The organism is Streptomyces sp. NPDC058284, assembly GCF_042881135.1.
GTDB lineage: Bacteria > Actinomycetota > Actinomycetes > Streptomycetales > Streptomycetaceae > Streptomyces.
In genome coordinates this window covers 1-25,318 of the sequence record NZ_JBHVYE010000003.1, presented here as the reverse complement: position 1 = coordinate 25,318, position 25,318 = coordinate 1, and the positions used below count along the sequence as shown (strand labels likewise).

At 68.9% G+C, this 25,318-nt stretch carries 24 protein-coding genes; 10 read left to right on the top strand and 14 right to left on the bottom strand.

The features are described 5' to 3' along the window. Positions 1–32: 32 nt before the first annotated feature. Together mshB and ACFVYR_RS06080 are read right to left on the bottom strand one after the other, a co-directional pair. Positions 33–965 carry an N-acetyl-1-D-myo-inositol-2-amino-2-deoxy-alpha-D-glucopyranoside deacetylase gene (gene mshB, locus ACFVYR_RS06085; RefSeq protein WP_384249472.1) on the bottom strand — a complete coding sequence of 311 codons (933 nt, stop codon included), beginning with the start codon at positions 963–965 and terminating at the stop codon, positions 33–35. Between the two features lie 24 nt (positions 966–989). Then, the gene (locus ACFVYR_RS06080) at positions 990–1,184 is read right to left on the bottom strand and encodes a hypothetical protein (RefSeq protein ID WP_362996229.1); all 195 of its coding nucleotides are present in this window, start codon (positions 1,182–1,184) and stop codon (positions 990–992) included. A gap of 147 nt (positions 1,185–1,331) precedes the next feature. Between ACFVYR_RS06080 and ACFVYR_RS06075 the strand changes: the two genes are divergently transcribed. Beyond that, complete coding sequence (locus ACFVYR_RS06075) at positions 1,332–3,509, top strand: prolyl oligopeptidase family serine peptidase (RefSeq protein WP_384249475.1); 2,178 nt, start codon at positions 1,332–1,334, stop codon at positions 3,507–3,509. Positions 3,510–3,524: 15 nt separating this feature from the next. Here ACFVYR_RS06075 and ACFVYR_RS06070 read toward each other — a convergent pair whose 3' ends face one another. The 5 genes from ACFVYR_RS06070 to ACFVYR_RS06050 all read right to left on the bottom strand — a co-directional run bounded on the left by ACFVYR_RS06070 (position 3,525) and on the right by ACFVYR_RS06050 (position 9,235). Next, positions 3,525–4,586 carry an ABC transporter ATP-binding protein gene (locus tag ACFVYR_RS06070; RefSeq protein WP_384249477.1) on the bottom strand — a complete coding sequence of 354 codons (1,062 nt, stop codon included), beginning with the start codon at positions 4,584–4,586 and terminating at the stop codon, positions 3,525–3,527. Next, on the bottom strand, positions 4,573–5,619 hold the full coding sequence (locus tag ACFVYR_RS06065; RefSeq protein WP_384249480.1) for an ABC transporter ATP-binding protein: 1,047 nt from the start codon (positions 5,617–5,619) through the stop codon (positions 4,573–4,575). Before ACFVYR_RS06065 ends, ACFVYR_RS06070 begins: the two co-directional genes overlap by 14 nt. Before the next feature lie 6 nt (positions 5,620–5,625). Beyond that, entirely contained in the window at positions 5,626–6,615 is a 990-nt protein-coding gene (locus tag ACFVYR_RS06060) for an ABC transporter permease (RefSeq protein ID WP_384249482.1), read from the bottom strand. Then, positions 6,608–7,531, bottom strand: coding sequence for an ABC transporter permease (locus tag ACFVYR_RS06055; RefSeq protein WP_384249484.1), 924 nt, complete (start codon positions 7,529–7,531; stop codon positions 6,608–6,610). Before ACFVYR_RS06055 ends, ACFVYR_RS06060 begins: the two co-directional genes overlap by 8 nt. A gap of 72 nt (positions 7,532–7,603) precedes the next feature. Beyond that, complete coding sequence (locus ACFVYR_RS06050) at positions 7,604–9,235, bottom strand: ABC transporter substrate-binding protein (RefSeq protein WP_384249487.1); 1,632 nt, start codon at positions 9,233–9,235, stop codon at positions 7,604–7,606. A gap of 404 nt (positions 9,236–9,639) precedes the next feature. Here ACFVYR_RS06050 and ACFVYR_RS06045 point away from each other — a divergent pair, with 404 nt between their 5' ends. From ACFVYR_RS06045 to ACFVYR_RS06020, 6 genes are all read left to right on the top strand, one after another. Continuing rightward, entirely contained in the window at positions 9,640–10,665 is a 1,026-nt protein-coding gene (locus tag ACFVYR_RS06045) for an ABC transporter permease (protein ID WP_384249490.1), read from the top strand. An 89-nt stretch (positions 10,666–10,754) separates the two neighbouring features. Continuing rightward, positions 10,755–12,539 (top strand): ABC transporter substrate-binding protein, encoded by a 1,785-nt coding sequence (locus tag ACFVYR_RS06040; RefSeq protein WP_384249493.1) that lies wholly within the window; start codon positions 10,755–10,757, stop codon positions 12,537–12,539. A 90-nt stretch (positions 12,540–12,629) separates the two neighbouring features. Then, positions 12,630–13,610 (top strand): ABC transporter permease, encoded by a 981-nt coding sequence (locus tag ACFVYR_RS06035; protein ID WP_384249496.1) that lies wholly within the window; start codon positions 12,630–12,632, stop codon positions 13,608–13,610. Between the two features lie 18 nt (positions 13,611–13,628). After that, complete coding sequence (locus tag ACFVYR_RS06030; RefSeq protein WP_384249498.1) at positions 13,629–14,657, top strand: ABC transporter ATP-binding protein; 1,029 nt, start codon at positions 13,629–13,631, stop codon at positions 14,655–14,657. Positions 14,658–14,691: 34 nt separating this feature from the next. Next, positions 14,692–15,726 (top strand): ABC transporter ATP-binding protein, encoded by a 1,035-nt coding sequence (locus tag ACFVYR_RS06025; protein WP_384249500.1) that lies wholly within the window; start codon positions 14,692–14,694, stop codon positions 15,724–15,726. A 163-nt stretch (positions 15,727–15,889) separates the two neighbouring features. Further along, a complete protein-coding gene (locus ACFVYR_RS06020) occupies positions 15,890–16,450 on the top strand; it encodes a GNAT family N-acetyltransferase (protein ID WP_384249502.1) in 561 nt (186 codons plus the stop codon). Positions 16,451–17,951: 1,501 nt separating this feature from the next. Here ACFVYR_RS06020 and ACFVYR_RS06015 read toward each other — a convergent pair. The 3 genes from ACFVYR_RS06015 to ACFVYR_RS06005 are packed head-to-tail and all read right to left on the bottom strand — an operon-like array spanning position 17,952 to position 19,551. Beyond that, positions 17,952–18,464 carry a GNAT family N-acetyltransferase gene (locus ACFVYR_RS06015; RefSeq protein ID WP_384249505.1) on the bottom strand — a complete coding sequence of 171 codons (513 nt, stop codon included), beginning with the start codon at positions 18,462–18,464 and terminating at the stop codon, positions 17,952–17,954. Next, positions 18,457–18,657 (bottom strand): DUF397 domain-containing protein, encoded by a 201-nt coding sequence (locus ACFVYR_RS06010; RefSeq protein ID WP_384249507.1) that lies wholly within the window; start codon positions 18,655–18,657, stop codon positions 18,457–18,459. Before ACFVYR_RS06010 ends, ACFVYR_RS06015 begins: the two co-directional genes overlap by 8 nt. Positions 18,658–18,669: 12 nt before the next feature. Beyond that, positions 18,670–19,551, bottom strand: coding sequence for a helix-turn-helix domain-containing protein (locus tag ACFVYR_RS06005; RefSeq protein ID WP_384249510.1), 882 nt, complete (start codon positions 19,549–19,551; stop codon positions 18,670–18,672). A gap of 221 nt (positions 19,552–19,772) precedes the next feature. Between ACFVYR_RS06005 and ACFVYR_RS06000 the strand changes: the two genes are divergently transcribed. The 3 genes from ACFVYR_RS06000 to ACFVYR_RS05990 are packed head-to-tail and all read left to right on the top strand — an operon-like array spanning position 19,773 to position 20,964. Then, positions 19,773–20,258, top strand: a complete 486-nt coding sequence (locus ACFVYR_RS06000; RefSeq protein WP_384249512.1) for an ATP-binding protein — start codon at positions 19,773–19,775, stop codon at positions 20,256–20,258. A 23-nt stretch (positions 20,259–20,281) separates the two neighbouring features. Further along, complete coding sequence (locus ACFVYR_RS05995) at positions 20,282–20,575, top strand: hypothetical protein (protein WP_384249515.1); 294 nt, start codon at positions 20,282–20,284, stop codon at positions 20,573–20,575. A gap of 5 nt (positions 20,576–20,580) precedes the next feature. Further along, positions 20,581–20,964, top strand: a complete 384-nt coding sequence (locus ACFVYR_RS05990) for a hypothetical protein (protein ID WP_384249596.1) — start codon at positions 20,581–20,583, stop codon at positions 20,962–20,964. A gap of 87 nt (positions 20,965–21,051) precedes the next feature. Here ACFVYR_RS05990 and ACFVYR_RS05985 read toward each other — a convergent pair whose 3' ends face one another. The 4 genes from ACFVYR_RS05985 to ACFVYR_RS05970 are packed head-to-tail and all read right to left on the bottom strand — an operon-like array spanning position 21,052 to position 25,198. Beyond that, the gene (locus ACFVYR_RS05985) at positions 21,052–22,221 is read right to left on the bottom strand and encodes an ABC transporter ATP-binding protein (protein WP_384249517.1); all 1,170 of its coding nucleotides are present in this window, start codon (positions 22,219–22,221) and stop codon (positions 21,052–21,054) included. Continuing rightward, the gene (locus ACFVYR_RS05980; protein WP_384249519.1) at positions 22,214–23,275 is read right to left on the bottom strand and encodes an ABC transporter ATP-binding protein; all 1,062 of its coding nucleotides are present in this window, start codon (positions 23,273–23,275) and stop codon (positions 22,214–22,216) included. The genes ACFVYR_RS05985 and ACFVYR_RS05980 overlap by 8 nt, the downstream gene beginning before the upstream one ends. Positions 23,276–23,286: 11 nt before the next feature. Beyond that, complete coding sequence (locus ACFVYR_RS05975; protein ID WP_384249522.1) at positions 23,287–24,279, bottom strand: ABC transporter permease; 993 nt, start codon at positions 24,277–24,279, stop codon at positions 23,287–23,289. Next, positions 24,272–25,198: an ABC transporter permease gene (locus ACFVYR_RS05970; protein WP_384249525.1), complete on the bottom strand. Its 927-nt coding sequence runs from the start codon at positions 25,196–25,198 to the stop codon at positions 24,272–24,274. The genes ACFVYR_RS05975 and ACFVYR_RS05970 overlap by 8 nt, the downstream gene beginning before the upstream one ends. Positions 25,199–25,318 lie beyond the last annotated feature (120 nt).

Genomic DNA, 25,318 nt, shown 5'->3' with positions numbered 1-25,318 from the left:
ACCGGCCCCCGACGACGCACGGGATCGCGTACTCACAGCCCGGTCACCTCAGCCACATCCGTCACCCTTTCGAGACCCGCGAAGAGATCCGTCTCGCGGGCCGTTCCCTCCGCGGGCGCTGGGGAGACTTCTCCCCGCACCAGCTCGTAGTACTCCACCTCGAAAATCGGCTGCGCGAGCTGGTTGGAAAGGACGAAGAGCGGGCCGCTCACCGTGATCTGGGTGACGTGGGCCGCCATCGCCGCCGCCTTGGCCGCCTTGTAGGGACGGCCGTCGATCTCCGTCGTGATCCGCTCGTCGTCCGTGACGCCTGGCACGTCCTCGACGACGGCGGGCGTGCCGAACGGCGAGTGCCGCAGCGCCCCCGACATCCACCGGAAGCGCTCCTCGACCACGGACCGCGGGGCGCGGTTCCAGTAGATCTTGCCGATGGTGTGGGGCTCGCCGAGGTCGGCGCGGAAGGCGGGCTCGGCGGCGAGGTCGGCGGCGCGCATGGCGACGCGGTGCGCCTGGATGTGGTCGGGGTGGCCGTACCCGCCGTCGGGGTCGTAGGTGACGAGGACCTGCGGGCGCACCTCGCGGATCACCTCGACGAGATGCGCGGCCGCGTCGTCGGGGTCGGCCGACCAGAAGGCGCCGGGCCGGTGGTTCTGCTCGACGCCCATCATCCCGGAGTCGCGGTAGCGCCCGGTGCCGCCGAGGAAGCGGTGGTCGCTGACGCCGAGCGCCTTCATCGCGGCGGCGAGCTCCCCGATGCGCTCGGCGCCCAGGGAGTCCTCGCGGTCGGCGGCGAGATGGGCGAGCTCGGCCGGGATGACCTCGCCCTCCTCGCCGAGCGTGCAGGTCACCAACGTGACATGGGCTCCCTCGGCCGCGTACTTGGCCATGGTCGCGCCGGTGGTGATCGACTCGTCGTCGGGGTGCGCGTGCACGAGCAGCAGGCGTCGGGCGGGCAGTTCCGTCATGGGACCACCCTACGAGCCCGCGGCTCAGAACTTGATGTCGCCGATCATCCCCGCCACGTTGGTCGTCAGCTCGTTGATGGTCGGCGCCATGGACGAGCTCGCCAGGTAGAAGCCGAGCAGCGTACAGACGACCGCGTGCCCCGCTTTGAGCCCTGACTTCTTGACCAACAGGAAGACGATGATCGCCAGCAGCACCACCGCCGAAATCGAGAGTGCCACGGCGGTCACCTCCAAGTCGTTGCCGTAACCCAGTGCGGACGCCAGCAGGTACATACCCACCAAGCGCTACGGATCATAACTATCCGTGTGGACGCATGACTCGGGGCACGGCAGCACAGGGGGGCGCATGCGCCCTAGGCTCGGAGGATGACCACCGAGATCCCCGGAATTCCCAGGCCTGACGAGAGCCCGGCACAGCGGCTCTCCTTCCCGCGTCAGCACGCCCGCACCCAGCGTTTCACCCTTGGCGCGCCCCGTGCGTTCACCGTGGCACCCGACGGTTCGCGCGTCGTCTTTCTCCGTTCGTCCTCAAGTACCGATCGAGCGGGCGGACTCTGGGTGCTCGACGTGTCGGACGGTGCCACCGAGCGAGTGGCCGCCGATCCGGACGTGTTGCTCGGCGGCGCGGCCGAGCAGTTGTCCGCCGAGGAGCGCGCACGGCGCGAACGCAGCCGTGAGGGCGGCGCGGGCATCGTGGGCTACGCGACGGACGCGGCGGTGGAGCTGGCGGCGTTCGCGCTGTCGGGCCGCCTCTTCACGGCGGAGCTGCGGGCGGGCACCGCGCGTGAACTGCCCGCGCAGGGCCCGGTGGTCGACCCGCGCCCCTCGCCGGACGGCCGTCATGTCGCGTACGTGGCGCGGGGCGCGCTGCGCGTGACCGGCGCCGACGGTACGGGCGACCGGGCGCTCGCGGAGCCGGAGGCGGGCCAGGAGTCGACCGTCACGTACGGGCTGGCGGAATTCATCGCGGCCGAGGAGATGGCCCGTTCACGGGGCTTCTGGTGGTCTCCGGCGTCGGACCGGCTGCTCGTGGCGCGGGTCGACGACGCCCCGGTGCAGCGGTGGTGGATCGCGGACCCCGCACACCCCGACCGCGAACCCGAGCAGATCGCGTACCCGGCCGCGGGCACGCCCAACGCGGACGTGCGCCTCTTCGTGCTCGGCCTGGACGGCTCGCGCACCGAGGTGGTCTGGGACCGTGCGCGCTTCCCCTACCTGGCGCGCGTGCACTGGTCGTCGGACGGCGCGCCGCTGTTGCTCGTGCAATCCCGCGACCAGGGCAGCCAGCTGTACCTCGCGGTGGATCCGGACGACGGTTCGACGCGGATGGTGCACGCGGAGGAGGACGCGGACTGGCTGGAACTCTTCCCCGGCGTCCCGTGCTGGTCGCCCAGCGGCAAGCTGGTGCGGATCGTGGACGAGGGCGGCGCACGCGTCCTGGCCTGGGGTGAACGGCCGCTCACCGGACCGCAGTTGCATGTGCGCGCGGTCCTGGACGTCACCGAGGAAGACGTCCTGATCTCGGCGTCCGCGGGCGAGGCGGCGGTCGACCCCGAGATCGGCGAGATCCATGTGTACCGCGTCAACGAACTCGGCGTGGAGCGCGTCTCGAAGGAGCCGGGTGTTCACTCGGCGGTTCGCGCGGGCGGACTCACCGTCCTGGTGTCGGCCACCCTGGACCGCCCCGGCGCCCGGGTCCAGGTGCTGCGTGAGGGCAAGCCGGTGGCCACCGTGGCCTCACACGCCCAGCGCCCGGGGCTCACGCCGCGCGTGACGCTCACCGAAGGAGGCACGCGGCGGATTCCGTGCGCCGTCCTGCTCCCCACGGATTACCAGGAGACGGCCGGGCCCCTGCCGGTACTCCTCGATCCGTACGGCGGTCCGCACGGCCAGCGCGTCCAGCGTGCGCACAACATGTTCCTCACCTCGCAGTGGTTCGCCGACCAGGGCTTCGCGGTCCTCGTCGCGGACGGCCGCGGCACCCCCGGCCGCTCCCCCGGCTGGGAGAAGTCGATCAAGAACGACAAGACCCTGACCCTGGCCGACCAGGTCGACGCGCTGCACTCGCTCGCGGAGCGGTTCCCCTTCGACCTGGAGCGGGTGGCGATCCGCGGCTGGTCCTACGGCGGCTACCTGGCCGGCATGGCCGCGCTGCGCCGCCCCGACGTGTTCCACGCGGCGGTGGTCGGCGCCCCGGTGACGGATCTGCGGCTCTACGACACCCACTACGAGGAGCGGTACCTGGGTGATCCGAACCGGACGCCGGAAACGTACCGGCACAGCTCCCTCGTCTCGGACGACGGTCTCGTCGAGGCCGCGGAGCCGCACCGCCCGATGCTGATCGTGCACGGCCTCGCCGACGACAACGTCGTGGTGGCGCACTCCCTGCGGCTCTCCTCCGCGCTGCTCGCCGCGGGCCGCCCGCACGAGGTCCTGCCCCTGTCCGGCGTCACGCACATGACGCCGCAGGAGGAGGTCGCGGAGAACCTGCTGCTGCTCCAGGTCGACTTCCTGAAGCGGTCGCTGGGGATGCAGAGGCCGTAGCGGCGCGGGGTCCCGCTACGGCACGACCTGCTTCTCCTCGGCGAAGTGGCAGGCCGAGTCGTGCGCGGCGGGGCCCTCGTGCAGCCGGAACTCCGCCGGTACGGCGAGGAGCGGCACTTCGAGGGCGCACCGCTCCCGCGCCTTCCAGCAGCGGGTGCGGAAGCGGCAGCCCGAGGGCGGGTTGGCGGGCGAGGGCACGTCCCCGGAGAGGATGATCCGCTCACGGTGCTCGCGCGCCTGGGGGTCGGGCACGGGGACGGCGGAGAGCAGCGCCTGCGTGTAGGGGTGCGTCGGGTGCTCGTAGATCTCCTCGTCCGAGCCGGTCTCGATGATCCGCCCCAGGTACATGACGCCGACGCGGTCGGAGATGTGCCGGACGATCGACAGGTCATGGGCGATGAAGACGTAGGAGAGGTCGAACTCGTTCTGGAGCTTCTCCAGGAGGTTGATGACCTGCGCCTGTACGGAGACGTCGAGCGCCGAGACCGGCTCGTCGGCGACGATGATCTCGGGCCGCAGCGCGAGGCCGCGGGCGATGCCGATGCGCTGGCGCTGTCCGCCGGAGAACTGGTGCGGATAGCGGTTGATGTACTCCGGGTTCAGGCCGACCACGTCCAGGAGGTCCTGGACCTTCTGACGGCGCGAGCCCTTCGGAGCCACCTCGGGGTGGATCTCGTACGGCTCACCGATGATGTCACCCACCGTCATCCGGGGGTTCAGCGAGGTGTACGGGTCCTGGAACACCATCTGGATGTTGCGGCGCACCGCCTTCAGCGCGCGCCCCGACAGCTTGGTGATGTCCTGGCCCTTGTAGCGGATCTCGCCCGCGGTCGGCCGCTCCAGGTTGACCAGCATCTTCGCGACCGTGGACTTGCCGCAGCCGGACTCCCCGACGATGCCGAGCGTCTCGCCCCGCGCCAGCTCGAAGTCGACGCCGTCCACGGCCTTGACCGCGCCGACCTGTTTGCGGAAGACGATGCCCTGGGTCAGCGGGTAGTGCTTGACCAGGCCGCGGACCTGGAGGATCGGCTCGCGTCCGGCGGGCATGGCGGCGCCGACGTGCTCAACGTGCGACATCGAGCGTCTCCCTCCAGAAGTGGCAGGCGCTCCTGCGCTCGGCGGTCAGCCCCTCGTACGTCACCCGCGCGAGTGGTGGGTCGTCGCTCACGCAGATGTCCCGGGCCATGGGGCAGCGAGGGTGGAAGGGGCAGCCGGGCGGGATGTTCATGAGGTTCGGCGGCAGGCCCTTGATCGCGTAGAGGTCCTGGCCCTTCTGGTCCAGGCGCGGGATGGATTCGAGCAGGCCGAGGGTGTACGGGTGGGCGGGCGCCTGGTAGATCTCGTGGACGGGGGCGCGCTCGACGATGCGGCCCGCGTACATGACGGCGATGGTGTCGGCGACGTCGGCGACGACGCCGAGGTCGTGGGTGATGAGGATCAGGCCCATGTTCAGCTCGCGTTGGAGCTCCGCGAGCAGGTCCATGACCTGGGCCTGGACCGTGACGTCGAGGGCGGTGGTCGGCTCGTCGGCGATGATCAGGTCGGGCTCCAGGGCCATCGCCATGGCGATCATGATGCGCTGGCGCATGCCGCCGCTGAACTGGTGCGGGTACTGGTTCACGCGCTCCCTGGCCGCCGGGATGCGCACCCGGTCCATCAGCTCGACCGCCTTGTTCCGGGCGTCCTTGCGTGACATGCCCTTGTGGACGACGTACATCTCGCCGAGCTGGGCGCCGACGCTGAGCACCGGGTTCAGGGAGGACAGCGCGTCCTGGAAGATCATCGCCATGCCCGCGCCGCGGATCTTTCGCCGCTCGTCCTCCTTGAGCTTCAGCAGGTCCCGGCCCTTGAAGAGGATCTCGCCCTTGGTGATCCTTCCGGGCGGGACGTCGAGGATGCCCATGAGGGCCTGGGCGGTCACGGACTTGCCGGATCCCGACTCGCCGAGGACGGCGAGGGTCTCGCCCGCCGCGACGCTGTAGTCGACGCCGTTGACGGCCTTGGCGATGCCGTCCCTGGTACGGAACTCCACGTGCAGGTCGCGTACCTCGAGCAGGGTGGGCGCCCCGGAGGCGGGCGCGCCGGTCGCGTCGGATGCCACGGTTGCCATGGGCGCCTACCTCAGCTTGGGGTCGAGGGCGTCGCGCACCGCGTCGCCGAGCATGATGAACGCGAGCACGGTGATCGCAAGGGCTCCGGCGGGCCAGAGCAGCATGTGCGGGGCGTTGCGGATGTACTGGGAGGCGGCGGAGATGTCGATGCCCCAGCTGACGGTCGGCGGTTTCAGGCCGACGCCGAGGTAGGAGAGCGTCGCCTCCAGGGCGATGTACGTGCCGAGCGCGATGGTCGCCACCACGATCACCGGGGCGACGGCGTTCGGCGCGATGTGGCGGAGCAGCATCCGGGAGTTGGAGGCGCCGAGGGCCCGCGCGGCCTGGACGTAGTCGTTCTGTTTGGCGGTGATGACGGAGCCGCGCGCGATGCGGGAGATCTGCGGCCAGCCGAGCAGCACCATGAAGCCGACCACCGGCCAGACCGTGGAGCTGGTGACCACCGAGAGGAGCACCAGGCCGCCGAGGACGACGGGGATGGCGAAGAAGATGTCGGTGATACGGGAGAGGATCGCGTCCCACGCGCCGCCGAAGAACCCGGCGAGCCCGCCGAGCGCGCTGCCGATGAGGGCGACACCGAGGGTGGCGCAGACGCCGACGGTGACGGAGACGCGGGTGCCGTACACGACCCGGGTGTAGACGTCGCAGCCCTGCTCGTTGAAGCCGAAGGGGTGGCCGGGCGCCGAGCTCTTCTGCGCGTTGGCGAGGTCGCAGTCCAACGGGTTGCGGGAGGCGATGAGGGAGGGCCAGAGGGAGATGACGACGAGGAAGAGGATGATCAGGCCCGAGATGATGAAGACCGGGTTGCGCCGCAGGTCGCGCCAGGCGTCGGACCAGAGGCTGCGGGCCGGGGCCGACGAGCCGGTGCCGTCGGGGCCGCCGCCCGGCCCGCCGGGCGGCTTCTCCAGGGTCGTGGCCTCGCTGGTGGCGAGGTCCATCGCGCCGCCCATGCCGGTCGCGGCCATGGCGCGCTCCGGCTGCTGAGGTTCAGGCATAGCGGATCCTCGGGTCGAGTACGGCGTACAGCAGGTCGACGATCAGGTTGGCCGCCAGGAAGACCAGGACGAGGACGGTCACGAAGCCGACGACGGTCTGGGTGCTCTGGCGGAGGATCCCCTGGTAGAGCTGGAAGCCGACGCCGTGGATGTTGAAGATCCGCTCGGTGACGATCGCGCCGCCCATCAGCGCGCCCACGTCGGTGCCGATGAAGGTGACCACCGGGATCAGTGAGTTGCGCAGCAGGTGCCGGGTGATGACACGGCGCCGGGGCAGGCCCTTGGCGACGGCGGTGCGGACGTAGTCGGCGCGCCGGTTCTCCGCGATGGAGGTGCGGGTCAGGCGGGTCACGTACGCCAGGGAGACCGAGGCGAGGACGAGGCCGGGGACCAGCAATTCGTTGAAGGGTGCCTCGCTGGAGACGGAGGGTTTGATGGTGCCCCACTGGACGCCGAGAAGGAGTTGCAGCACGAGGCCGGTGACGAAGGTGGGGATGGAGATCACGACGAGGGTGAGCAGCAGGACGACGGTGTCGACGGGGCGCCCGCGCCGCAGGCCCGTGAGGACGCCGAGCGAGATGCCGATGACGATCTCGAAGACGATCGCCACGATGGTGAGGCGGATGGTGACGGGGAAGGCGGCCGACATCAGCTCGGTGACCTTCTGGCCGTTGAAGGCGGTGCCGAAGTCGCCGGTGAAGAGGTTGCCCATGTACGTCAGGTACTGCTGCCACACCGGTTTATCGAGGCCGAACTCCTTCTTCAGCTGGGTGGCCGTGGCGGGGTCGCACTTGCGGTCGCCGCACAGGCCCGCGACGGGGTCGCCCATCACGTTCACCATCAGGAAGATCAGCAGGGTGGCGCCGATGAAGACCGGGATCATCTGCAGCAGACGCCGGATCACATAACGTCCCATGGGGGCTCCGGAAATCGGGGGAGCGGCCGTACGGGCACCCTCGCGGGGGCTTGTACGGCCGCTCCCGGCGTCTCAGTTGACCTTGATCTCGTTGTAGACGGGCACGCTGAACTGGTTGAGCGCGACGTCGGAGACGTTGTCCGAGTAGCCGGCGCTGCCGTTCTGGTACCAGAGCGGGATGGCGGGCATCTTCTTGGCCAGGATCTTCTCGGCGTCCTGGAACTTGGCGACGGCCTTGCCTGTGTCGGTCTCGCCGTTGGCCTCGTTGACGAGCTTGTCGAACTGCTTGTCGGAGAACTTGCCGTCGTTGGAGGGGGCGTCGGTGAAGTAGACCGGCTCCAGGAAGTTCTGGATCAGCGGGTAGTCCATCTGCCAGCCCGCGCGCCAGGCGCCGTCGAGCTCCTGCTTGGAGGCCTTGCTGCGGAAGTCCGCGAAGGTGCCGACGGGGCTCGCGACGCAGGCCTTGTCCTTGCCGAGCGCCTTGTTGATGGAGTTGCAGACGGCGTCGACCCACTCCTTGTGCGAGCCGGTGTCCGCGTTGTACGAGATCTTGAGGGTGCCGCCGGGGATGCCGCCGCCCTCCTCGACCAGCTTCCTGGCCTTGGCGGCGTCGTACGTGCAGGCGTCGCCGCAGAGCCCGTCCCGGTAGCCGCCGTCCTTGCCGAGCACCGGAGAGGTCCAGTCGGTGGCGGGCGTCCGCGTCTTCTGGAAGATCGTCTCGGTGATCTGGTCGCGGTTGATCGCCATGGACAGGCCCTGGCGGACCTTCTCCATCCCCGGCTTGCTCCACTTGCTGTCGTAGAACGGGAACGCGAGGGTCTGGATGATGCCCGCGGGGGTGTTGATGTAGCGGTCGCCGAGGTCGTTCTTGGCGTTCTTGAGCTGCGAGGCGGGGACGTCGTCGACGAGGTCGAGGTTGCCGGCCATCAGGTCGGTGTAGGCGGTGTTGTTGTCGGTGTAGACCTTCATGTCCACACCGCCGTTCTGCGCCTTGTCGCTCCCGGGGTACCCGTCCCACTTGCGCAGGGACATCTTCGAGCCCTTGGTGTACGAGTCCACGGTGTACGGGCCGTTGCCGACGGGCTTGGAGAGCCAGGCGTCGTGGTCGTCGTAGAACGCCTTGGGCAGCGGCGCGAAGGCCGGGTAGCCGAGGGTGTCGGGCCAGGTGGAGAACTTCTGGCTGAGCTTGACGGTGAAGGTCGTGTCGTCGGTGACCTTGAGCCCGGAGAGGGTCTTGGCGCTCGCCTCGCCCTTCTCGGGGTGGACCTTGTCGTAGCCGTCGATGTAGCCGAAGAAGTACGCGTTCTTCTGGTTGTTCTTGAGGTTCGCGCCGTAGTTCCAGGCGTCGACGAAGGACTTGGCGGTGATCTTCTCGCCGTTGCTGAACTTCCAGTTCTTCTTGATCTTGACCGTGAAGTTCTGCGCGTCCTTGGTCTCGATCGACTCGGCGACCATGTTCTTGGCCTCGCCGGTCTTCGGGTCGTACCGCTTGAGACCCCGGAAGAGCATGTCGAGGATCTTGCCGCCCTGGACCTCGTTGGTGTTCGCCGGTTCGAGCGGGTTCTGCGGGTCGCCCCAGGACGAGCTCACGATGCCGGAGCCGTCGCCACCGCCACCGCCGCCTCCCCCGCCACCACAGGCCGTCGCCGCGAGTGCGACCGTCACCGCACATGCGGCCCACTTGGCGTGTGTGGCTCCACGCATGGAGTCCTCCAGTCCTGGTGCTGTCCTGCCGTACTGGCCCGTGTGCCGGCGAACCGGCACACTCACGGCCCAATATCGCCTCATACGGCATGAACCGCACATTTACCCCACCCGTATGCGTCGGAGGCCATCCGGATGTACGTATTCCGAGACGCTCGCGCCCGCATATCGGACTCATTGCCCGGCTTGCCCGACGGCGCCCGGCCTTGTCCATCACGCATGATTACGCCAAGGCAATGTCATGCCCATGCTTGGCTCAAGTGATGCTCAAGGATCCCAAGACCGGCCCAAAGCGCCTGACGATTCATTGACCGGGCGGGAAACGCCTTGCCACAGTCGCGCCAAGCCCGCGGGTGCTGGTTGTCCTGCGGATTCCTGAAGTCCCCCTCCGGGCCTGGAGCGCCATGACCTCCCCAACCCCCGCCACCGCCGCCACGCTCGAAGTGCTGGGCGAGACGACCGGCGCACCCTTGCCTCCCAACGGCCTCGGCAGCAAGGGCCGTTCACCGGGGCGGCTCGCCTGGACACGGTTCAAGCGGGACAAGTCCGGCGTCATCGCCGCCTGCACGGTGATCTTCTTCTTCGTCGTCGCGCTCTGCGCCCCGCTGATCGCGAAGGTCTACGGGAAGAACCCGTACGACACCTACGGACTCGACCAGCCCGGGCTGCTCAACGACTTCAACTACCCGGTCAAGCCGAACGGCGGCATCGACGGGAGCTTCTGGTTCGGCGTCGAACCGGTGCTCGGCCGGGACGTCTTCACCTTCCTCCTCTACGGGATCCGCAACTCGCTGCTGATCGCCACCGCGACGACCGTCCTCGTCACGCTGCTCGGCATCACCATCGGCCTCACCGCCGGGTACATCGGCGGCAAGACGGACTACCTCATCGGGCGGGTCATCGACATCCTGCTCGCCTTCCCCTCGACGCTCTTCTACATCGCGTTCTTCCCGGTGATGATCTCGGTGCTCGTCAGCCCCGAGGACAAGATCCCGCAGTGGCTCACCGTCACCAGCCTCATCACCGTGATGACCGCCTTCGGCTGGGCCCCCCTGGCGCGACTGCTGCGCGGCGAGGTGCTCGCCCTGCGCGAGCGGGAGTTCGTGGAGGCCGCCAAGGTCACGGGCGCCTCCCCCGCGCGCATCATCTTCAAGGAACTGCTCCCGAACCTGTGGACGCCGATCCTGATCCAGGCGACGCTCCTGCTGCCGCTGTTCGTCACCGCCGAGGCGGGCCTCGCCTTCCTTGGCGTCGGTCTCGAGGAGCCGACGCCGGACTGGGGCGTGATGATCCAGAACGGCTCGAAGTACTACCAGGACGACATCACCTTCATGGTGTTCCCCGGCCTCGCCATGGTGATCTTCGTGGTGGCCTTCAACCTCCTCGGGGACTCGGTGCGCGACGCGCTCGACCCGAAGACCCGGCGCTGACACGCCCCGGGCCGGCCCGCGCGACGGGGCGCCGCCGGCCCGCCTTCCGTTCCCTCCGCTCTACTCCTTCACTCAGGGTTGGTAGCCAGATGGCAATCTCACGCAGAAACCTCCTCATCTCGACGTCCGTGGCGGCGGGCGGCTCGCTCGTGCTGTCCGCGTGCAGCAGCGGCGACTCGGGCGGGGGCGGGGGCGGTTCGCACGGCGGGGCCACGGAGTACACGAACGCGACCGTGAAGATCGGCTCCAAGGAGGACTCGACCGGACCCGCGCCCGCGGTGCCGGGCGGGAAGAAGGGCGGCACGATCTACGGCGTCGCCGAGGACGACGTCTCGCACATGGACCCGCAGCGCATCTACTTCGCGTACAACTCCTCCATCGCCAACCTCTTCGCGCGCTGCCTCACCGGCTACCAGACCGACATGGAGGGCCACCAGATCCTCGTCGGCGACCTCGCCACCGACACCGGCACGGCCTCCGACAACAACAAGACCTGGACCTTCACGCTGAAGGACGGCCTGAAGTGGCAGGACGGCAGCGAGCTCACGGTCGACGACGTCCGGCACGGCTTCGAGCGCGGCTGGGCCCCCTTCATCACCGAGGGCGCCATCTACGTCCAGCAGGCGCTGACCGGCAAGGGCGCCAAGTGGCGTGACGCGTACGAGGGCCCGTACAAGGGCAAGCACCTGGACTCGATCGTCACCGACAAGGCGAAGAAGACGATCACCTTCCACCTGAAGGAGTCGCGCCCGGAGTTCAACTTCACGCTGGCCATGCACACGTACGCGGCCACGCCCGTGAAGCACGACACCAAGGAGAAGTACGACAAGGCGCCCTTCTCCAGCGGCCCCTACATCGTCAAGCACCGCTCCATCGACAAGTCGATGACGCTGACGCGCAACAAGCACTGGGACCCCAAGACCGACCCGATCCGCAACGCCTACCCGGACACCTTCGAGTTCGAGTTCGGGCCGACAGGCCCCGAGTCCTGCGACCGCTTCATCGCGGACCAGGGCAAGGACCAGCAGATGATCGCCCTCTACGAGCCGATCCCGGCCGAGCGCATGCAGAAGGTGCTCACCACGCCGGACATCAAGAAGCGCAGCTTCAACGGCCTCTCCTCGGGCACCTACTACTTCGCCATCAACATGAAGCGCGTCACCGACGTCGAGGTGCGCAAGGCCCTCCTCATCGCCTGGCCCCTGGAGCAGAGCCGCAAGATCTACGGCGGCGCCACCGCGGGCGACTACGCGACGACGATCCTCAGCCCCGACATCCTGGGCCGCGAGAAGTTCGACCTCTACGGCAAGCTGGACAAGCCGCAGGGCGACGTGAAGCGGGCCCACGAGATCCTGAAGAAGGCCGGCAAGCTCGGCACGAAGATCGTGTACGCCTTCCCGCGGCGCCCCACGTACGACAAGACCAAGATCGTCATCGAGAAGAACCTGAAGGCTGCCGGGTTCGAGCCCGTCATCAAGCCGCTCAACTCGACGGACTTCTACGACCAGGCCCAGCGCCTGGACAACAAGTTCGACGTGATGTGGTTCGGCTGGTCCCCGGACTGGCCGACCGCCTACACCCTGATGCAGCCGCTGTTCGACGGCGCGGCGATCGGTGACGGCCAGAACAACGTCTCCCAGTGCGACGTCCCCTGGATCAACGAGGCGATCAAGAAGAACGCCGTCATCGCGGACCCGAAGGAGGCCGGCAAGGCCTGGGCCGCGCTCGACCGGCGGATCATGAAGGAGGTCGTGCCGATCATCCCGGAGACCTACCAGCGCCGTTGGTACCTGCACGGTTCCAAGGTCGGCGGCGCCATCCACGACCCGCAGTTCGCCGCGACGATGCTCCACAAGACGTACGTCAAGGGCTGACGAACGCCCCCGGGCGGGCCCCGCTCACGGGGCCCGCCCCAGCCCTTCCCCTCCCGCACGGCATCCGTCAGGTCAGGAACCCCAACTGCCATGCTCCGCTTCCTCTTCCGCCGCGTCATCGGCGGCGCGGTGATCCTGCTGATCATCAGCGCGATCGTCTTCCTTCTCTTCTACGCCGCTCCGCGCGACCCCGCGCGCCTGGCCTGCGGCAAGGTCTGCCCGCCCGACACGCTGGCGCTGGTGAAGCACAACCTGGGGATCGCCGATCCGCTGCCGGTGCAGTTCTGGCACTGGTTCGAGGGCGTCTTCGTCGGCCGTGACTACGACACGTACGGCTTCTGCGACGCGCCCTGCCTCGGCTACTCGTTCCGCAACCGGGAACCCGTCCTCGCCACCATCCTGGACCGCTTCCCCACCACCGTCTCGCTCTCGATGGGCGCCGCCGTCGTCTTCGTCGTCCTCGGCGTGGGCACCGGCATGCTGGCCGCCCTCAAGCAGGGCAAGGCGGTCGACAAGATCGCCTCGTCCGCGTCGCTCATCGCGTCCTCGATGCAGATCTACGTCGTCGGTGTCTTCGCCGTGTACGTCCTCACCGACCAGATGCACCTCCTCGACCGGCCCGCGTACACCCCGATCACCGAGAATCCCGCGCAGTGGTTCTCCGGGCTGCTGATCCCCTGGCTCGTGCTCGCGCTCATCTTCACCGCGAACTACACGCGCATGGCCCGCTCGCAGCTGGTCGAGACGATGAACGAGGACTACGTCCGCACCGCGCGGGCCAAGGGACTCTCACGCCGTACGGTCTTCTTCCGCTTCGCCTGGCGCGGCGCGATGGGCCCGATCGTCACCATCTTCGGCCTCGACATCGGCGTCCTGCTCGGCGGCGCGATCATCACCGAGAAGACCTTCGCCCTGCACGGCATCGGTGAGCTGTCCGTGAAGGCGGTCGACACGAGCGACCTGCCGCTGCTGCTCGGCGTGGTCCTGGTGGCGGCCACCGCGATCGTCATCTTCAACATCGTCGTCGACGCCCTGTACGCGCTGATCGACCCGCGCGTGCGGCTGTCCTAGGGCTCAGGGAGAGATCTGATGAGCACCACCCCCTTCCTGTCCGTACGCGACCTGCGCGTCCACTTCTCCACCGAGGACGGCATGGTCAAGGCCGTCGACGGCCTCGACTTCGACCTGGAGAAGGGCAGGACCCTCGGCATCGTCGGCGAGTCCGGCTCCGGCAAGTCGGTCACGAACCTCGCCATCCTCGGCCTGCACCACAAGGACAGCACCGCCATCGACGGCGAGATCCTCCTCGACGGCCAGGAGCTCCTCACCGCCACCGAGCGCGAGCTGGAACGGCTGCGCGGCAACAAGATGGCGATGATCTTCCAGGACGCGCTGGCCTCCCTCTCCCCGTACCACACCATCGGCCGGCAGATCGGCGAGACGTTCCGCAAGCACACCGGCGCCTCCAAGAAGGAGGCGCGGGACCGCTCGGTCGAGATGCTCAAGAAGGTCGGCATCCCCCAGCCCGACCTCCGTGTGGACGACTACCCGCACCAGTTCTCCGGCGGTATGCGCCAGCGCGCGATGATCGCCATGTCACTGGTCTGCAACCCGGCGCTGCTGATCGCCGACGAGCCGACCACGGCGCTCGACGTGACGGTCCAGGCGCAGATCATGGACCTCCTCAAAGACCTCCAGCAGGAGTTCGGCACGGCGATCATCTTCATCACCCACGACCTCGGCGTGATCGCCGACATCGCGGACGACGTCCTGGTGATGTACGGGGGGCGGTGCGTGGAGCGCGGCACCAAGAAGGAGGTGCTGCGCGCCCCGCAACACCCCTACACCTGGGGGCTGCTCGGCTCGATGCCGTCCCTGGAGGGCCCGGTGGACGTGCCGCTCTCACCCATCCCGGGTACGCCGCCCAGCCTGCTCAACCCGCCCTCCGGCTGCCGCTTCCACCCCCGGTGCGCGTTCACCGAGCAGGTCGGGGACGGGCGCTGCGCGGGCGAGCAGCCGCTCCTCGAACTGACCGACGGCCGGGGCGCGGCCTGCCACCTCACGGCCGAGCAGCGCGCGGAGTTCTTCGTGGACTTCGCGACGACGCGCACCGACTGACGTACTGACGTACACGAGACGGGATTTGACCACGATGAGCGACAGCACTCCCCTCCTGGACGTCAGCGGGCTGACCAAGCACTTCCCGGTCATGGGCGGCTTCCCGTTCCGGCGCAGGATCGGCGCCGTGCAGGCGGTCGACGGCCTGGACTTCACCGTCGCCCAGGGCGAGAGCGTGGGCCTGGTCGGCGAGTCCGGCTGCGGCAAGTCGACGACGGGCCGCCTGATCACGCGCCTCCTGGAGCCCACCGGCGGCAAAATCTCCTACCGGGGCCAGGACATCACGCACGCCTCGCGCAAGCAGCTGGCGCCGGTCCGCTCCGAGATCCAGATGATCTTCCAGGACCCGTACGCGTCGCTGAACCCGCGCCAGACCGTCGGCAAGATCATCTCGGGTCCGATGGAGGTCAACGGCATCGAGCCGCCGAACGGCAGGGAGGCCCGCGTCCGCGAACTCCTGGAGACCGTCGGCCTCAACCCCGAGCACTACAACCGCTTCCCGCACGAGTTCTCGGGCGGCCAGCGCCAGCGCATCGGCGTGGCCCGCGCGCTCGCCCTCGAACCCAAGCTGATCGTGGCCGACGAACCGGTCTCGGCCCTCGACGTCTCCATCCAGGCGCAGGTGGTGAACCTGCTCCAGCAGCTGCAGAGAGACCTGGGGATCGCGTTCCTCTTCATCGCCCACGACCTCGCGGTGGTACGCCACTTCTCGCAGCGGGTCGCCGTGATGTACCTCGGCCGGATCGTGGAGATCGCCGACCGCGAGAGCCTGTACGGGAACCCGCGCCACCCCTACACCCGCGCGCTCCTGTCGGCGGTCCCCGAGGCCACCCCGGACGACGTCCCGCGCCGCGAACGCATCCTCCTCACCGGCGACGTCCCCTCCCCCGTCAACCCGCCCTCCGGCTGCCGCTTCCGCACCCGCTGCTGGAAGGCGACGGACAAGTGCGCGACGGAAACACCCCCGCTGGTCCGCATCGACGGCAACCGCGAGGGCCACCTGACGGCGTGCCACCACCCGGAGGCACCGGCTGAAATGGCGGTCCCGTCGGCGCGCAAGTCGCTCTGACCAAGGGCCCACTCCTCCGATCTCCGACCGGGACCCCGCCCACCCCTCCGGGCAGCGCCCCCGCTCACCGGAACCGGCCCGCCCTCCCCCTTGACCCGAGCGGGGCGCGGCCGGTTCCGGGGCTGCCGTACGGTGCGGGACTCCCCTGGGCCACCATGCGGAGATGAGCACACACCACAGCACACACCGCAGCGCACGCCACACATCCGACCGGCCGAGCGCGGTCCGGCTCACCCGGTACACGAAGACCGAGCAGGACGAGATCCTGGGTGCCGGCGACGACCCCTTCGGTGTCGCGGAGACCGGTCTGGCCTGGCTGCCGAAGGAGGAACACTTCGGCATACGTCACGAGGGCCGACTCGTGGCCCACGCAGGCCTGCGACGCCTGCCCCTGTCGGTCGACGGGACCGACCTGGAGGTCATCGGGGTCGGCGGTGTGGCGGTCGCCCCCGACGTACGCGGCCGGGGCCTGGCCCGCGAGGTCCTCACCACGGCCCTCTCCCACGCCCGCACCATGGGCCCACCCCACGCCCTGCTCTTCTGCCGCCCCGCGCTCGTCACGCTGTACGAGAGACTGGGCTGGCACGCGCTCGACGAGGACGTACAGGTCGAACAGCCCGGGGGCCGCGTGGTGACCATGCCCCTGCGGACGATGGTGACACCGCTGCGGGAGGACGCGCGGTGGCCCGGGGGGCCGGTGCGGCTGCGGTCACTTCCCATGTGACCGCCCCGTTCCGCCTTGACGGAGCGGCGGGAACTTCGGTGGGGCTGCGTCTTTGACGGTGGGCGGGGCCGCCCGGTTTTTTGCGGAGTGTGGCGGCTCCGGGCCGGCAGTAAAGGGCGCTCCTGCGTCGCGTCGGCTGCGCCGATTCCGCTCCGCTCCACCCTTGACTCCCGCCCCTCCACCGCAAGTCTTCCTTGAGCCGGACGGCCAGGGGTGGGGGCTGCGGGATTCCCTGGATGGGTCATCCCCTTTCACTGCCGGGTGCGGACCGGCCCATCGTGGGCGCGGGGCAGGGTTCCGGCTCGGCCGTCCGTTTCCGGCTTCGCCGCCCGGGTCATCGGCTCTCGCGGCCGGGTGCCGACCGGCCCATCGTGGGCGCGGGTGAGGGTCCCGGCTCGGTAGGGGCCCGGCTTCGCTGCTCGGGTCATCGGCTTGCGCTGCCGGGTGCGGACCGGCTCAATGTGGTGTGCCCGGGGTGGTGGGAGCGTGGCAGGACACCGGACCCGCCGCCCCCGGGCACCTACTTTGGGAAAGTTGCGAATGGAAGGGCCGCGCGCCCCCTGCCACACCCCGCGCGCCCTCCCGCCCGGCCCTCTATCGCGGGATTCTGCCGCAAGAGTTCCGGTTCCCGGGGGCGTATTGAGTGTGCGTGGGGGCATGCGGCGAACGCATTCGCAACTTGGCGAAAGTAGGTGCCCGAGCGGTGGCCCCTCCCCGCCCTGCCCCTCCCGCCGGACGGCGCATTGGTCGTGGAAGGGGGGCGCGCGGTCTCCCCCTTCGCAACTTTCCCAAAGTAGGTGCCCGGGGGGCGGTCTCTCCCTCCCGGTCTCTCCTGGCCGGGCGGCGCATTGGTCGTGGAAGGGGGGCGCGCGGTCTGCCCGTTCGCAACTTTCCCAAAGTAGGTGCCCGGGGGGAGGCGGGCTCGGGCGGGCCTGCCCAGCACATTGAGAGTGACGGCCGCCCGCGATGGACCGGTCCGCACCCGGCACCGAGGGCTGATGACCCGAGCGGCGGGGCCGCGCAGTTGGCCGAGCCGGGACCGTGACACAGGCCCACGATGGGCCGGTCCGGACTCGGCCACGAGAGGTGATGACCCATCCCAGCCGGGCCGCGCGGGCGGCCGAGCTGCGACCGTGACGGCCGCCCACGATGGACCGGACGGCACCCGGCCGCGAAAGGTGATGACCCGAGCGGCGAAGCCGGAGACGGGCCGCCGAGCCGGGACCGTGACCCGCGCCCACGTTGGACCGGTCCGCACCCGGCGATGAAAGGGGATGACCCATCCGAGGCTCCCCGTCGGCCCCACCCCTGGCCGTCCGGCTCAAGGAAGACTTGCGGTGGAGGGGCGGGAGTCAAGGGTGGAGCGGAGCGGAATCGGCGGAGCCGACGCGACGCAGGAGCGCCCTTTACTGCCGACCCGGAGGCGCCACACTCCGCAAAAAACCGGGCGGCCCCGGTAACCACTCGGCGCGGGCAAGCCGAAGCCTCCCCCGCCAGGCACTCAGCAGGGGTCCGTCGCCAGGCGTGCGTGCAGCTCCACGTCGTATCGGATGCCGTCGTACATCAGCTTCTGGCGTTGCAGCCCCTCCACCGCGAAGCCGGCCGCGCGGGCCACGCGGCACGATGCGGGGTTGTTCGTGCGGTGGCCCAGCTCCAGGCGGAACAAGCCGAGTTCGACAAAGGCCCAGTCCGCCAACGCCCCGCACCCGTAGGCCGCCACTCCCCTGCCCCGCGCCTCCGGAGTCGTCCAGTACGACACCCAGCCGGTGCCGTGGACGTGGTTCACCGCGCCCACCGAGGCGTTGCCCAGCGCCGTGCCGTTCTCGTCCTCCACGGCGAAGGCGTACGCCGATCCGCCGTCGCGCTCGGCCGTGCGGCGCGCGAGCCAACGGGCGGCGGCGCCGGCGGAGTCGACGGGTTCGTCCGCCTGCCACGCCATCTCCGGTTCGGAGAAGGCGGCCAGGACGGTGGCGGCGTCCTCTTCCCGCCAGGGGCGTAGGCCCAGGTCACCCACGGAGGGTGGGGGCGTCGTCCGCCTTGAGGGCACGGAGGAGCCCGTACAAGGCACCAGGAGCCACCGTGGTGATCTCCGCGGGCCGGTCACTCTCCCGAAGGTGCACGTGTCCGCCGGGGCCGTTCGCCAACTCGACGCATTCGCCCTCGCCGCCCGTACTGAAAGAGGACTTCTGCCAAGTGAGCTGGTACATCTGACTCCCTGCCTACAGTTCGTACATGATGTGCTGGATCAGGCTCAGCGAGTCCCGTCCGTCATGGGACTCGGGCGCAGACTCCGGATCGACCGGTGCGAGCGCCAGTTCGGAGAGCCGCTCAAACATCTTGCCGTACTCGTCGATGGCCTCTCCATCCCCCAGGAAGACCGACCTCAGTGGATGTTCAAGGTAGACGGTGTCCAACTCTCGGCTGCCACCGCCGAAGAGGACGAACGGGCGACTGAACGCCGCATAGGCTCCGCGCTCGAACGGGAAGACCTGCAGCGTGACGTTGGGCAGCCGAGCAATCTCGATCAGACGCAGCAACTGCTTGCGCATGGTCCTGGTACCGCCCGTGTGCACGCGCAGCGCCGCCTCGTGAACGATTGCGTGGTACGGGACCGACCTGGGCTCCACCAGGATCCGCTGCCTGGCCCGGCGGAACTCGACGTATCGACCTACGCGCGCCTGATCCTGCTCCACCACCGTGACCACAGCGTGTGCGTAGTCCTCGGTCTGGAACATTCCCGGGATGAAGAGCGGCTCGTGGATACGGATGCCGGAGCAGCGTGACTCAAGCTCCGCCAGGTCACGCGCTCTTGGACCGATGGAGCCGCGGAACTCGTCCCACCACCCCGTTCCTCTCTCCTGCGCCATCGCCATGAGGCCGTCGAAGTACGGGCCGTCAGGACACCCGTACTCCCGGAGCAGCTTGTACAACCGGTTACGGGAGACGTCGATGCGCCCTGCCTCGATGTTGCTGATCCGAGTCCGATCCGCGTCGAGCAGCGCTCCAGCCTGGTCACCGGACAGCCCCGCGGCGTTTCTCAGCTTGCGCAGTTCGAGTCCGAGTCGGCGTTGCCGCTCACTGGGATTGCTTCTGGGTGGCATGCCTGACCTCCTCCGCAATGGAGTCTTCCGGCTCGAACTCGCATGGTCCACAAGGTAGTTCGTATGTCACTCACACCAGTGACAGGCAGTGGAAACGGTTGCAACTAACTGAACGTGTTCCCTACCTTCAGAAAGCACCCGCACCCCCCGCGCAGCAATCGGAAGTACCCCCGCCCACGCGGACCTCGTCACCGACCGGCGCACCCCAAGGAGCAGCCCCCATGAACGACCCGCCCCCCACCACCACCGGCGTCACCCTCACCTTCCCGCCCGACCCCGTCTGGGTCCGCACCGCGAGGGAAACCGTGCGGACGCTCCTCGCCTCGGCGGGGCGTACGGAACTGGCCGACACCGCCGCCCTGCTGACCTCCGAAGCCGTCACGAACGCCATCAACGCCTGCGCCACCAAAGCCTGCACCGCTCCGGTGACCCTCTTCGCCGACTGGGCCGGTCAGGACCTCGGCGGCCGGCTCCGGGTTCTCATCCACGACGAAGCCCCCGGCCTGCCCGTCTGCCGGACCCCCGCCGAGGGCGACGAAACCGGCCGCGGCATACAGCTCATCTCGTACGGCGCCCGCGCCTGGGGCATCTGCACACACGGGCCGGGGCCGGGCAAGGCCACCTGGTTCGAGCTCGACGGTGGCATCGGCGGCACAGGGCATACCTGCGGCGAGGTCGTCCCACGAGTCGCGGTGTACCGGAAGTAGAGAGCCGGTGTACCGTGACAGGTATGGCTGACTCGACCATCAAGGTCCCCGAAGCGACCCGCGATCACCTCGCCATGCTGGCGAAAGAGCGGGGAACGACGATAGGCGCGCTCGTCGCGGAGTTGGCAGCGGAGCGGCTCACCGCGGAGCAGACGCGCGCCCGTATCGAGGAGAGCCGCCGTCTCATGCGCGAGCGGATGCACTCCACGCTCACGGACGAGGAGTTCGACGCGACGCCCCACGCGCTGGAGCGTGTCTATGAGGTCGCGGCGGAGAAGACCCGGAGCGCCCTGCGGGACAGGGACCACGCCGCGTGATCATCATGGACACGAGCGCCGTCCTGGCCCTTGCCCGCGGGCACCGCAAACTCGCCCGTATCGCGGACAACGCCGCGGCGTCCCCCTTCCGGCACCTCCTCGTGCCCGCTCTCTGCCTGATGCAGGCGGAGAGCGACGACGCCGAAGCGGGCACGAACGCGCTCGCACTGCCCGGCATCGACATCGAACCGCTGGACACGGTCGCGTCCGTCTCCGTCGCCACGATGGTCCGCGACGGGCTCGGCGGGCCCGACGTCTGCCACGCGCTGTACGCCTCCTTGCCGAGCCCGGCCCGCCCTCAGCAGGACATCATCCTCACGGACCAGGAAGACAGATATCCGCCGGGCATCGTCACCGTCGACATCGACGACAAGCGTCTCGACGACTGAGGTCGACGAGGGGGCCCACCCGCGAACGCGAGGGCGCCCGGGACTCGTCGGTCCCGGGCGCCCCTCAGAGACGGTCACACGCCGGCGTCAGCCGACCAGTACCGCCTTCTCCTCCGCGAAGTGGCACGCCGACTCGTGGGCCGCCGGAGTGTCCTGGTCCTTGAAGCGCTCCGGGATCGCGAGCAGGGGGACCTCCTTGGCGCACTTGTCCTCCGCCTTCCAGCAGCGGGTGCGGAAGCGGCAGCCGGAGGGCGGGTTGGCCGGTGAGGGGACGTCACCGGTGAGGATGATGCGTTCGCGGCCCTCGCGGGCCTGCGGGTCCGGCACCGGCACCGCGGAGAGCAGGGCCTGGGTGTAGGGGTGGGTGGGGTGTTCGTAGATCTGCTCGTCGGAGCCGATCTCGGCCATCTTGCCGAGGTACATGACGCCGACGCGGTCGGAGATGTGCCGGACGATGGACAGGTCGTGGGCGATGAAGAGGTAGGAGAGGTTGAACTCGTCCTGGAGCTGCTCCATCAGGTTGATGACCTGGGCCTGGACGGAGACGTCCAGGGCCGAGACCGGCTCGTCGCAGATGATGATCTCGGGGTTGAGGGCCAGGCCGCGGGCGATGCCGATGCGCTGGCGCTGGCCGCCGGAGAACTGGTGCGGGTAGCGGTTGATGTACTCCGGGTTCAGGCCGACCACGTCCAGGAGGTCCTGGACCTTCTGACGGCGCGAGCCCTTCGGAGCCACCTCGGGGTGGATCTCGTACGGCTCACCGATGATGTCACCCACCGTCATACGGGGGTTCAGCGAGGTGTACGGGTCCTGGAACACCATCTGGATGTTGCGGCGCACCGCCTTCAGCGCGCGCCCCGACAGCTTGGTGATGTCCTGGCCCTTGTAGAAGACCTCACCGGCGGTGGCCTGCTCCAGGGTCATCAGGAGCTTGGCGACCGTGGACTTGCCACAGCCGGACTCCCCCACGATGCCCAGCGTCTCGCCCTGGTAGAGGTCAAAGGAGATCCCGTCGACCGCCTTGACCGCACCGACCTGCTTCTTGAACAGGATGCCCTGGGTGAGCGGGAAGTGCTTGACCAGGTTGCGGACCTGCAGGATCGGCTCGCCGCGCTCGACGGGCGCCTCGATCGCGGCGACCGCCTCGGTCTCGCTCGCGGCGTCCACCGGCTCGACGTCGGAGACGTTCGGGGTGGCGTCGACCGGCTCGCTCTTCGCGGCCTTCGAGAGCTTCGAAGCCTTCGTCGGCTCAGCCATGGATCGTCTCCTTCCAGAAGTGGCACGCGCTGCCGCGGCCCGCCAGCGGTGCGCCGTCCTGCTCGGTGACCGGCACCAGCGCCGGGACCTCCGTGCGGCAGACGTCCTGCGCCTTGGGACAGCGCGGGTTGAACGCACAACCGCCGGGCACCTTCAGCAGGTTGGGCGGCAGCCCCTTGATCGCGTAGAGCTCGTGGCCCTTCTGGTCAAGGCGCGGGATCGAGTCGAGCAGACCGCGGGTGTAGGGGTGCGCCGGGCGCTTGTAGAGCTCGTGCACCGGCGCGGTCTCCACGATCCGGCCCGCGTACATGACCGCGATCTTGTCCGCCACATCGGCGACGACACCCAGGTCATGGGTGATCAGGATCAGGCCCATGTTGTACTCGCGCTGCAACTCCGCGAGCAGGTCCATCACCTGCGCCTGCACCGTCACGTCCAGCGCCGTCGTCGGCTCGTCCGCGATGATCAGGTCGGGCTCCAGGGCCAGCGCCATCGCGATCATGATGCGCTGGCGCATACCGCCGGAGAACTGGTGCGGGTAGTCGTTCACCCGCTCCTTGGCCGCCGGGATCTTGACCCGCTCCATCAGCTCGATGGACTTGGCCTTGGCCGCCTTGCGGCTGAGCCCCTCGTGGACCCGGAACATCTCGCCGAGCTGATAGCCCACCGAGAGCACGGGGTTCAGCGAGGACAGCGCGTCCTGGAAGATCATCGCGATCTTCCGGCCGCGGATCTTCCTGCGCTCCTCGCCGGACATCTTCAGCATGTCCTGACCGCGGAAGAGGATCTCGCCCTGCGGGATCCTCCCCGGCGGCATGTCGAGGATGCCCATGATGGCCTGCGCCGTCACGGACTTGCCCGAACCGGACTCACCGAGCACGGCGAGCGTCTCGCCCGCGTCCACGCTGTAGTTGACGCCGTTGACGGCCTTGACCACGCCGTCACGGGTGTCGAACTCGACGTGCAGGTCCTTGACGTCCAGGAGCCTGCCGCTCTTCTCCTCACCTGAACGCGGTGCGGGAAAGGCGTCTTCTTTGATGTCGATGCTGGTCACGTACGCCTCCCTCAGCGCAGCTTGGGATCGAGGGCGTCGCGGACCGCGTCGCCGAGCATGATGAACGCGAAGACCGTGATGCTCAGCATTCCCGCGGGGAAGAACAGGGCGTGCGGGTTGTCCCGGATCGCCTTGCTCCCCTCGGAGATGTCGATGCCCCAGGAAATCGTCGGGTCGGCGAGACCGAGTCCGAGGAAGGAGAGGGTCGCCTCCGCCGAGATGTAGCCGCCCAGCGCGATCGTCGCCACCACGATGGTGGGCGCGATGGCGTTCGGCATCACGTGGCGGAACAGCATCCGGGTGGTCCCGGCGCCGAGCGCCCGCGCCGCCGTCACGTAGTCGGCCTGCTTGGCGCTGATCACGGAGCTGCGCGTCACGCGGGCGATCGACGTCCAGCCGAGGAACGCGAGGGACGCGATGACGACGTAGACCTTGCGCTCGGTGAAGGCGTTCAGGATGACCATCGTGCCGAGCAGGAAGGGCAGGCCGAAGAAGATGTCCGTGACCCGGGAGATGACCGAGTCGATCCAGCCCCCGAAGTAGCCGGCCAGCATGCCGAGCAGACCGCCGAGCAAGGTCACGAGGACGGTCACGCCCACACCGACCATGATCGAGGCGCGCGTTCCGTAGATGACCCGGGCGTAGATGGAGCGGCCCTGGCCGTCGTAGCCGAACCAGTCGGCCTGGAAGAAGTGGCCCAGTTCCGGCTTGCTCAGGAAGTGGTTGGTCAGGTCTCCGTCGCGCGGGTCGGCTCCGGTGAACATCCCCGGGAAGGCGGCGATGACGAGGAGCAGGACCAGCAGGATCCCCGCGATCCAGAACATCGGGCGGTGGCGCAGTTCGAACCACGCGTCGCCCCAGAGCGAACGGGGCTTCTCGCGCTCACCGGCGCCCTTGACCTTGGTGGCGGCGACGCCCGCGGCCGCGGCGTCCGCGCCGTCCTCCGTGCGTGCCGTCCCCGGCGGAACGTCGAGGGCCGTCTTGCTCACAGGTGCGTCAGGCATACCGGATCCTCGGGTCCAGGACCGCGTACAGCAGGTCGATGATCAGGTTGAGCAGCAGGATGACGAGGACGATGACCGTCACCACGCCGACGATCGTGGAGCCCTCGCTCGTCTGGATCGCCCTGTAGAGGAGGTTGCCCACGCCCTGCACGTTGAAGATGCCCTCGGTGATGACGGCACCGCCGATGAAGCCGCCGATGTCCGTGCCGATGAACGTGATCACGGGAATCAGCGAGTTGCGCAGCAGGTGGACACCGACGACGCGGCGGCGCGGCAGGCCCTTGGCCGTCGCGGTGCGCATGTAGTCGGCCCGCAGGTTCTCGGCGAAGGTGGTGCGGGTCAGCCGCGCCACGTACGCCATGGAGAGCATCGCGAGGACGAACGCCGGCAGGAAGAGCTGGGAGAGGTTCGCGGAGTCCTGCACGTTCGGCGGGAGCCAGCCGAGTTCGTCCGCGAAGATGAACCGGGCGAGGTAGCCGAGCACGAACACCGGGATGGAGATCACGAACAGGGTGAAGACGAGGACACCTGTGTCCGCCGCCTTGCCCGCGCGCAGGCCCGCCCAGGCACCGAGACCGATGCCGACGATGACCTCGATGATGATGGCAAGCGCGGTGAGTCTGAGCGTCACCGGGAATGCCTCCGACATGACGTCGACGACCTCGCGGCCGCCGAACGTCCGGCCGAAGTCCCCTTGGAAGAGGTTGGCCATGTAGTCGGTGTATTGCTTCCACACGGGCTGGTCGAGCCCGAACTCATGGCGCAGTGCCGCGACCTGTGCGGGGTCGGCGGCCTTGTCGCCCCACATCGCCCGGATGGGGTCTCCGGGAAGGATGTGGACCATGAGGAAAATCAACAGAGTGGTCCCGATGAAGATCGGGATCATCTGGAGCAGTCGCCTGGCGGCGTAGCGCCCCATCATGCCTCCATGCCGTGAGGGGTCGGCGACGGCCTACGCGATCTTCTCAACCGCAGGGTGGGGGTGGAGAGTCACGGGCCTGCGCGCCTGGGTCGGGTGCCGCCGCCCACTGCTGGGCCG

Coding starts and splice junctions, on each gene's coding strand:
- ACFVYR_RS06035 (WP_384249496.1), top strand. CDS start 12,630: ATGCTCCGCTTCCTCTTCCGCCGCGTCATCGGCGGCGCGGTGATCCTG.
- ACFVYR_RS06060 (WP_384249482.1), bottom strand. CDS start 6,615: ATGCCTGAACCTCAGCAGCCGGAGCGCGCCATGGCCGCGACCGGCATG.
- ACFVYR_RS06055 (WP_384249484.1), bottom strand. CDS start 7,531: ATGGGACGTTATGTGATCCGGCGTCTGCTGCAGATGATCCCGGTCTTC.
- ACFVYR_RS05970 (WP_384249525.1), bottom strand. CDS start 25,198: ATGGGGCGCTACGCCGCCAGGCGACTGCTCCAGATGATCCCGATCTTC.
- mshB (WP_384249472.1), bottom strand. CDS start 965: ATGACGGAACTGCCCGCCCGACGCCTGCTGCTCGTGCACGCGCACCCC.
- ACFVYR_RS06040 (WP_384249493.1), top strand. CDS start 10,755: ATGGCAATCTCACGCAGAAACCTCCTCATCTCGACGTCCGTGGCGGCG.
- ACFVYR_RS06005 (WP_384249510.1), bottom strand. CDS start 19,551: ATGCCACCCAGAAGCAATCCCAGTGAGCGGCAACGCCGACTCGGACTC.
- ACFVYR_RS05995 (WP_384249515.1), top strand. CDS start 20,282: ATGGCTGACTCGACCATCAAGGTCCCCGAAGCGACCCGCGATCACCTC.
- ACFVYR_RS06045 (WP_384249490.1), top strand. CDS start 9,640: ATGACCTCCCCAACCCCCGCCACCGCCGCCACGCTCGAAGTGCTGGGC.
- ACFVYR_RS05990 (WP_384249596.1), top strand. CDS start 20,581: ATGGACACGAGCGCCGTCCTGGCCCTTGCCCGCGGGCACCGCAAACTC.
- ACFVYR_RS06025 (WP_384249500.1), top strand. CDS start 14,692: ATGAGCGACAGCACTCCCCTCCTGGACGTCAGCGGGCTGACCAAGCAC.
- ACFVYR_RS06075 (WP_384249475.1), top strand. CDS start 1,332: ATGACCACCGAGATCCCCGGAATTCCCAGGCCTGACGAGAGCCCGGCA.
- ACFVYR_RS06070 (WP_384249477.1), bottom strand. CDS start 4,586: ATGTCGCACGTTGAGCACGTCGGCGCCGCCATGCCCGCCGGACGCGAG.
- ACFVYR_RS05985 (WP_384249517.1), bottom strand. CDS start 22,221: ATGGCTGAGCCGACGAAGGCTTCGAAGCTCTCGAAGGCCGCGAAGAGC.
- ACFVYR_RS06000 (WP_384249512.1), top strand. CDS start 19,773: ATGAACGACCCGCCCCCCACCACCACCGGCGTCACCCTCACCTTCCCG.
- ACFVYR_RS05975 (WP_384249522.1), bottom strand. CDS start 24,279: ATGCCTGACGCACCTGTGAGCAAGACGGCCCTCGACGTTCCGCCGGGG.
- ACFVYR_RS06065 (WP_384249480.1), bottom strand. CDS start 5,619: ATGGCAACCGTGGCATCCGACGCGACCGGCGCGCCCGCCTCCGGGGCG.
- ACFVYR_RS06030 (WP_384249498.1), top strand. CDS start 13,629: ATGAGCACCACCCCCTTCCTGTCCGTACGCGACCTGCGCGTCCACTTC.
- ACFVYR_RS06010 (WP_384249507.1), bottom strand. CDS start 18,657: ATGTACCAGCTCACTTGGCAGAAGTCCTCTTTCAGTACGGGCGGCGAG.
- ACFVYR_RS06050 (WP_384249487.1), bottom strand. CDS start 9,235: ATGCGTGGAGCCACACACGCCAAGTGGGCCGCATGTGCGGTGACGGTC.
- ACFVYR_RS06020 (WP_384249502.1), top strand. CDS start 15,890: ATGAGCACACACCACAGCACACACCGCAGCGCACGCCACACATCCGAC.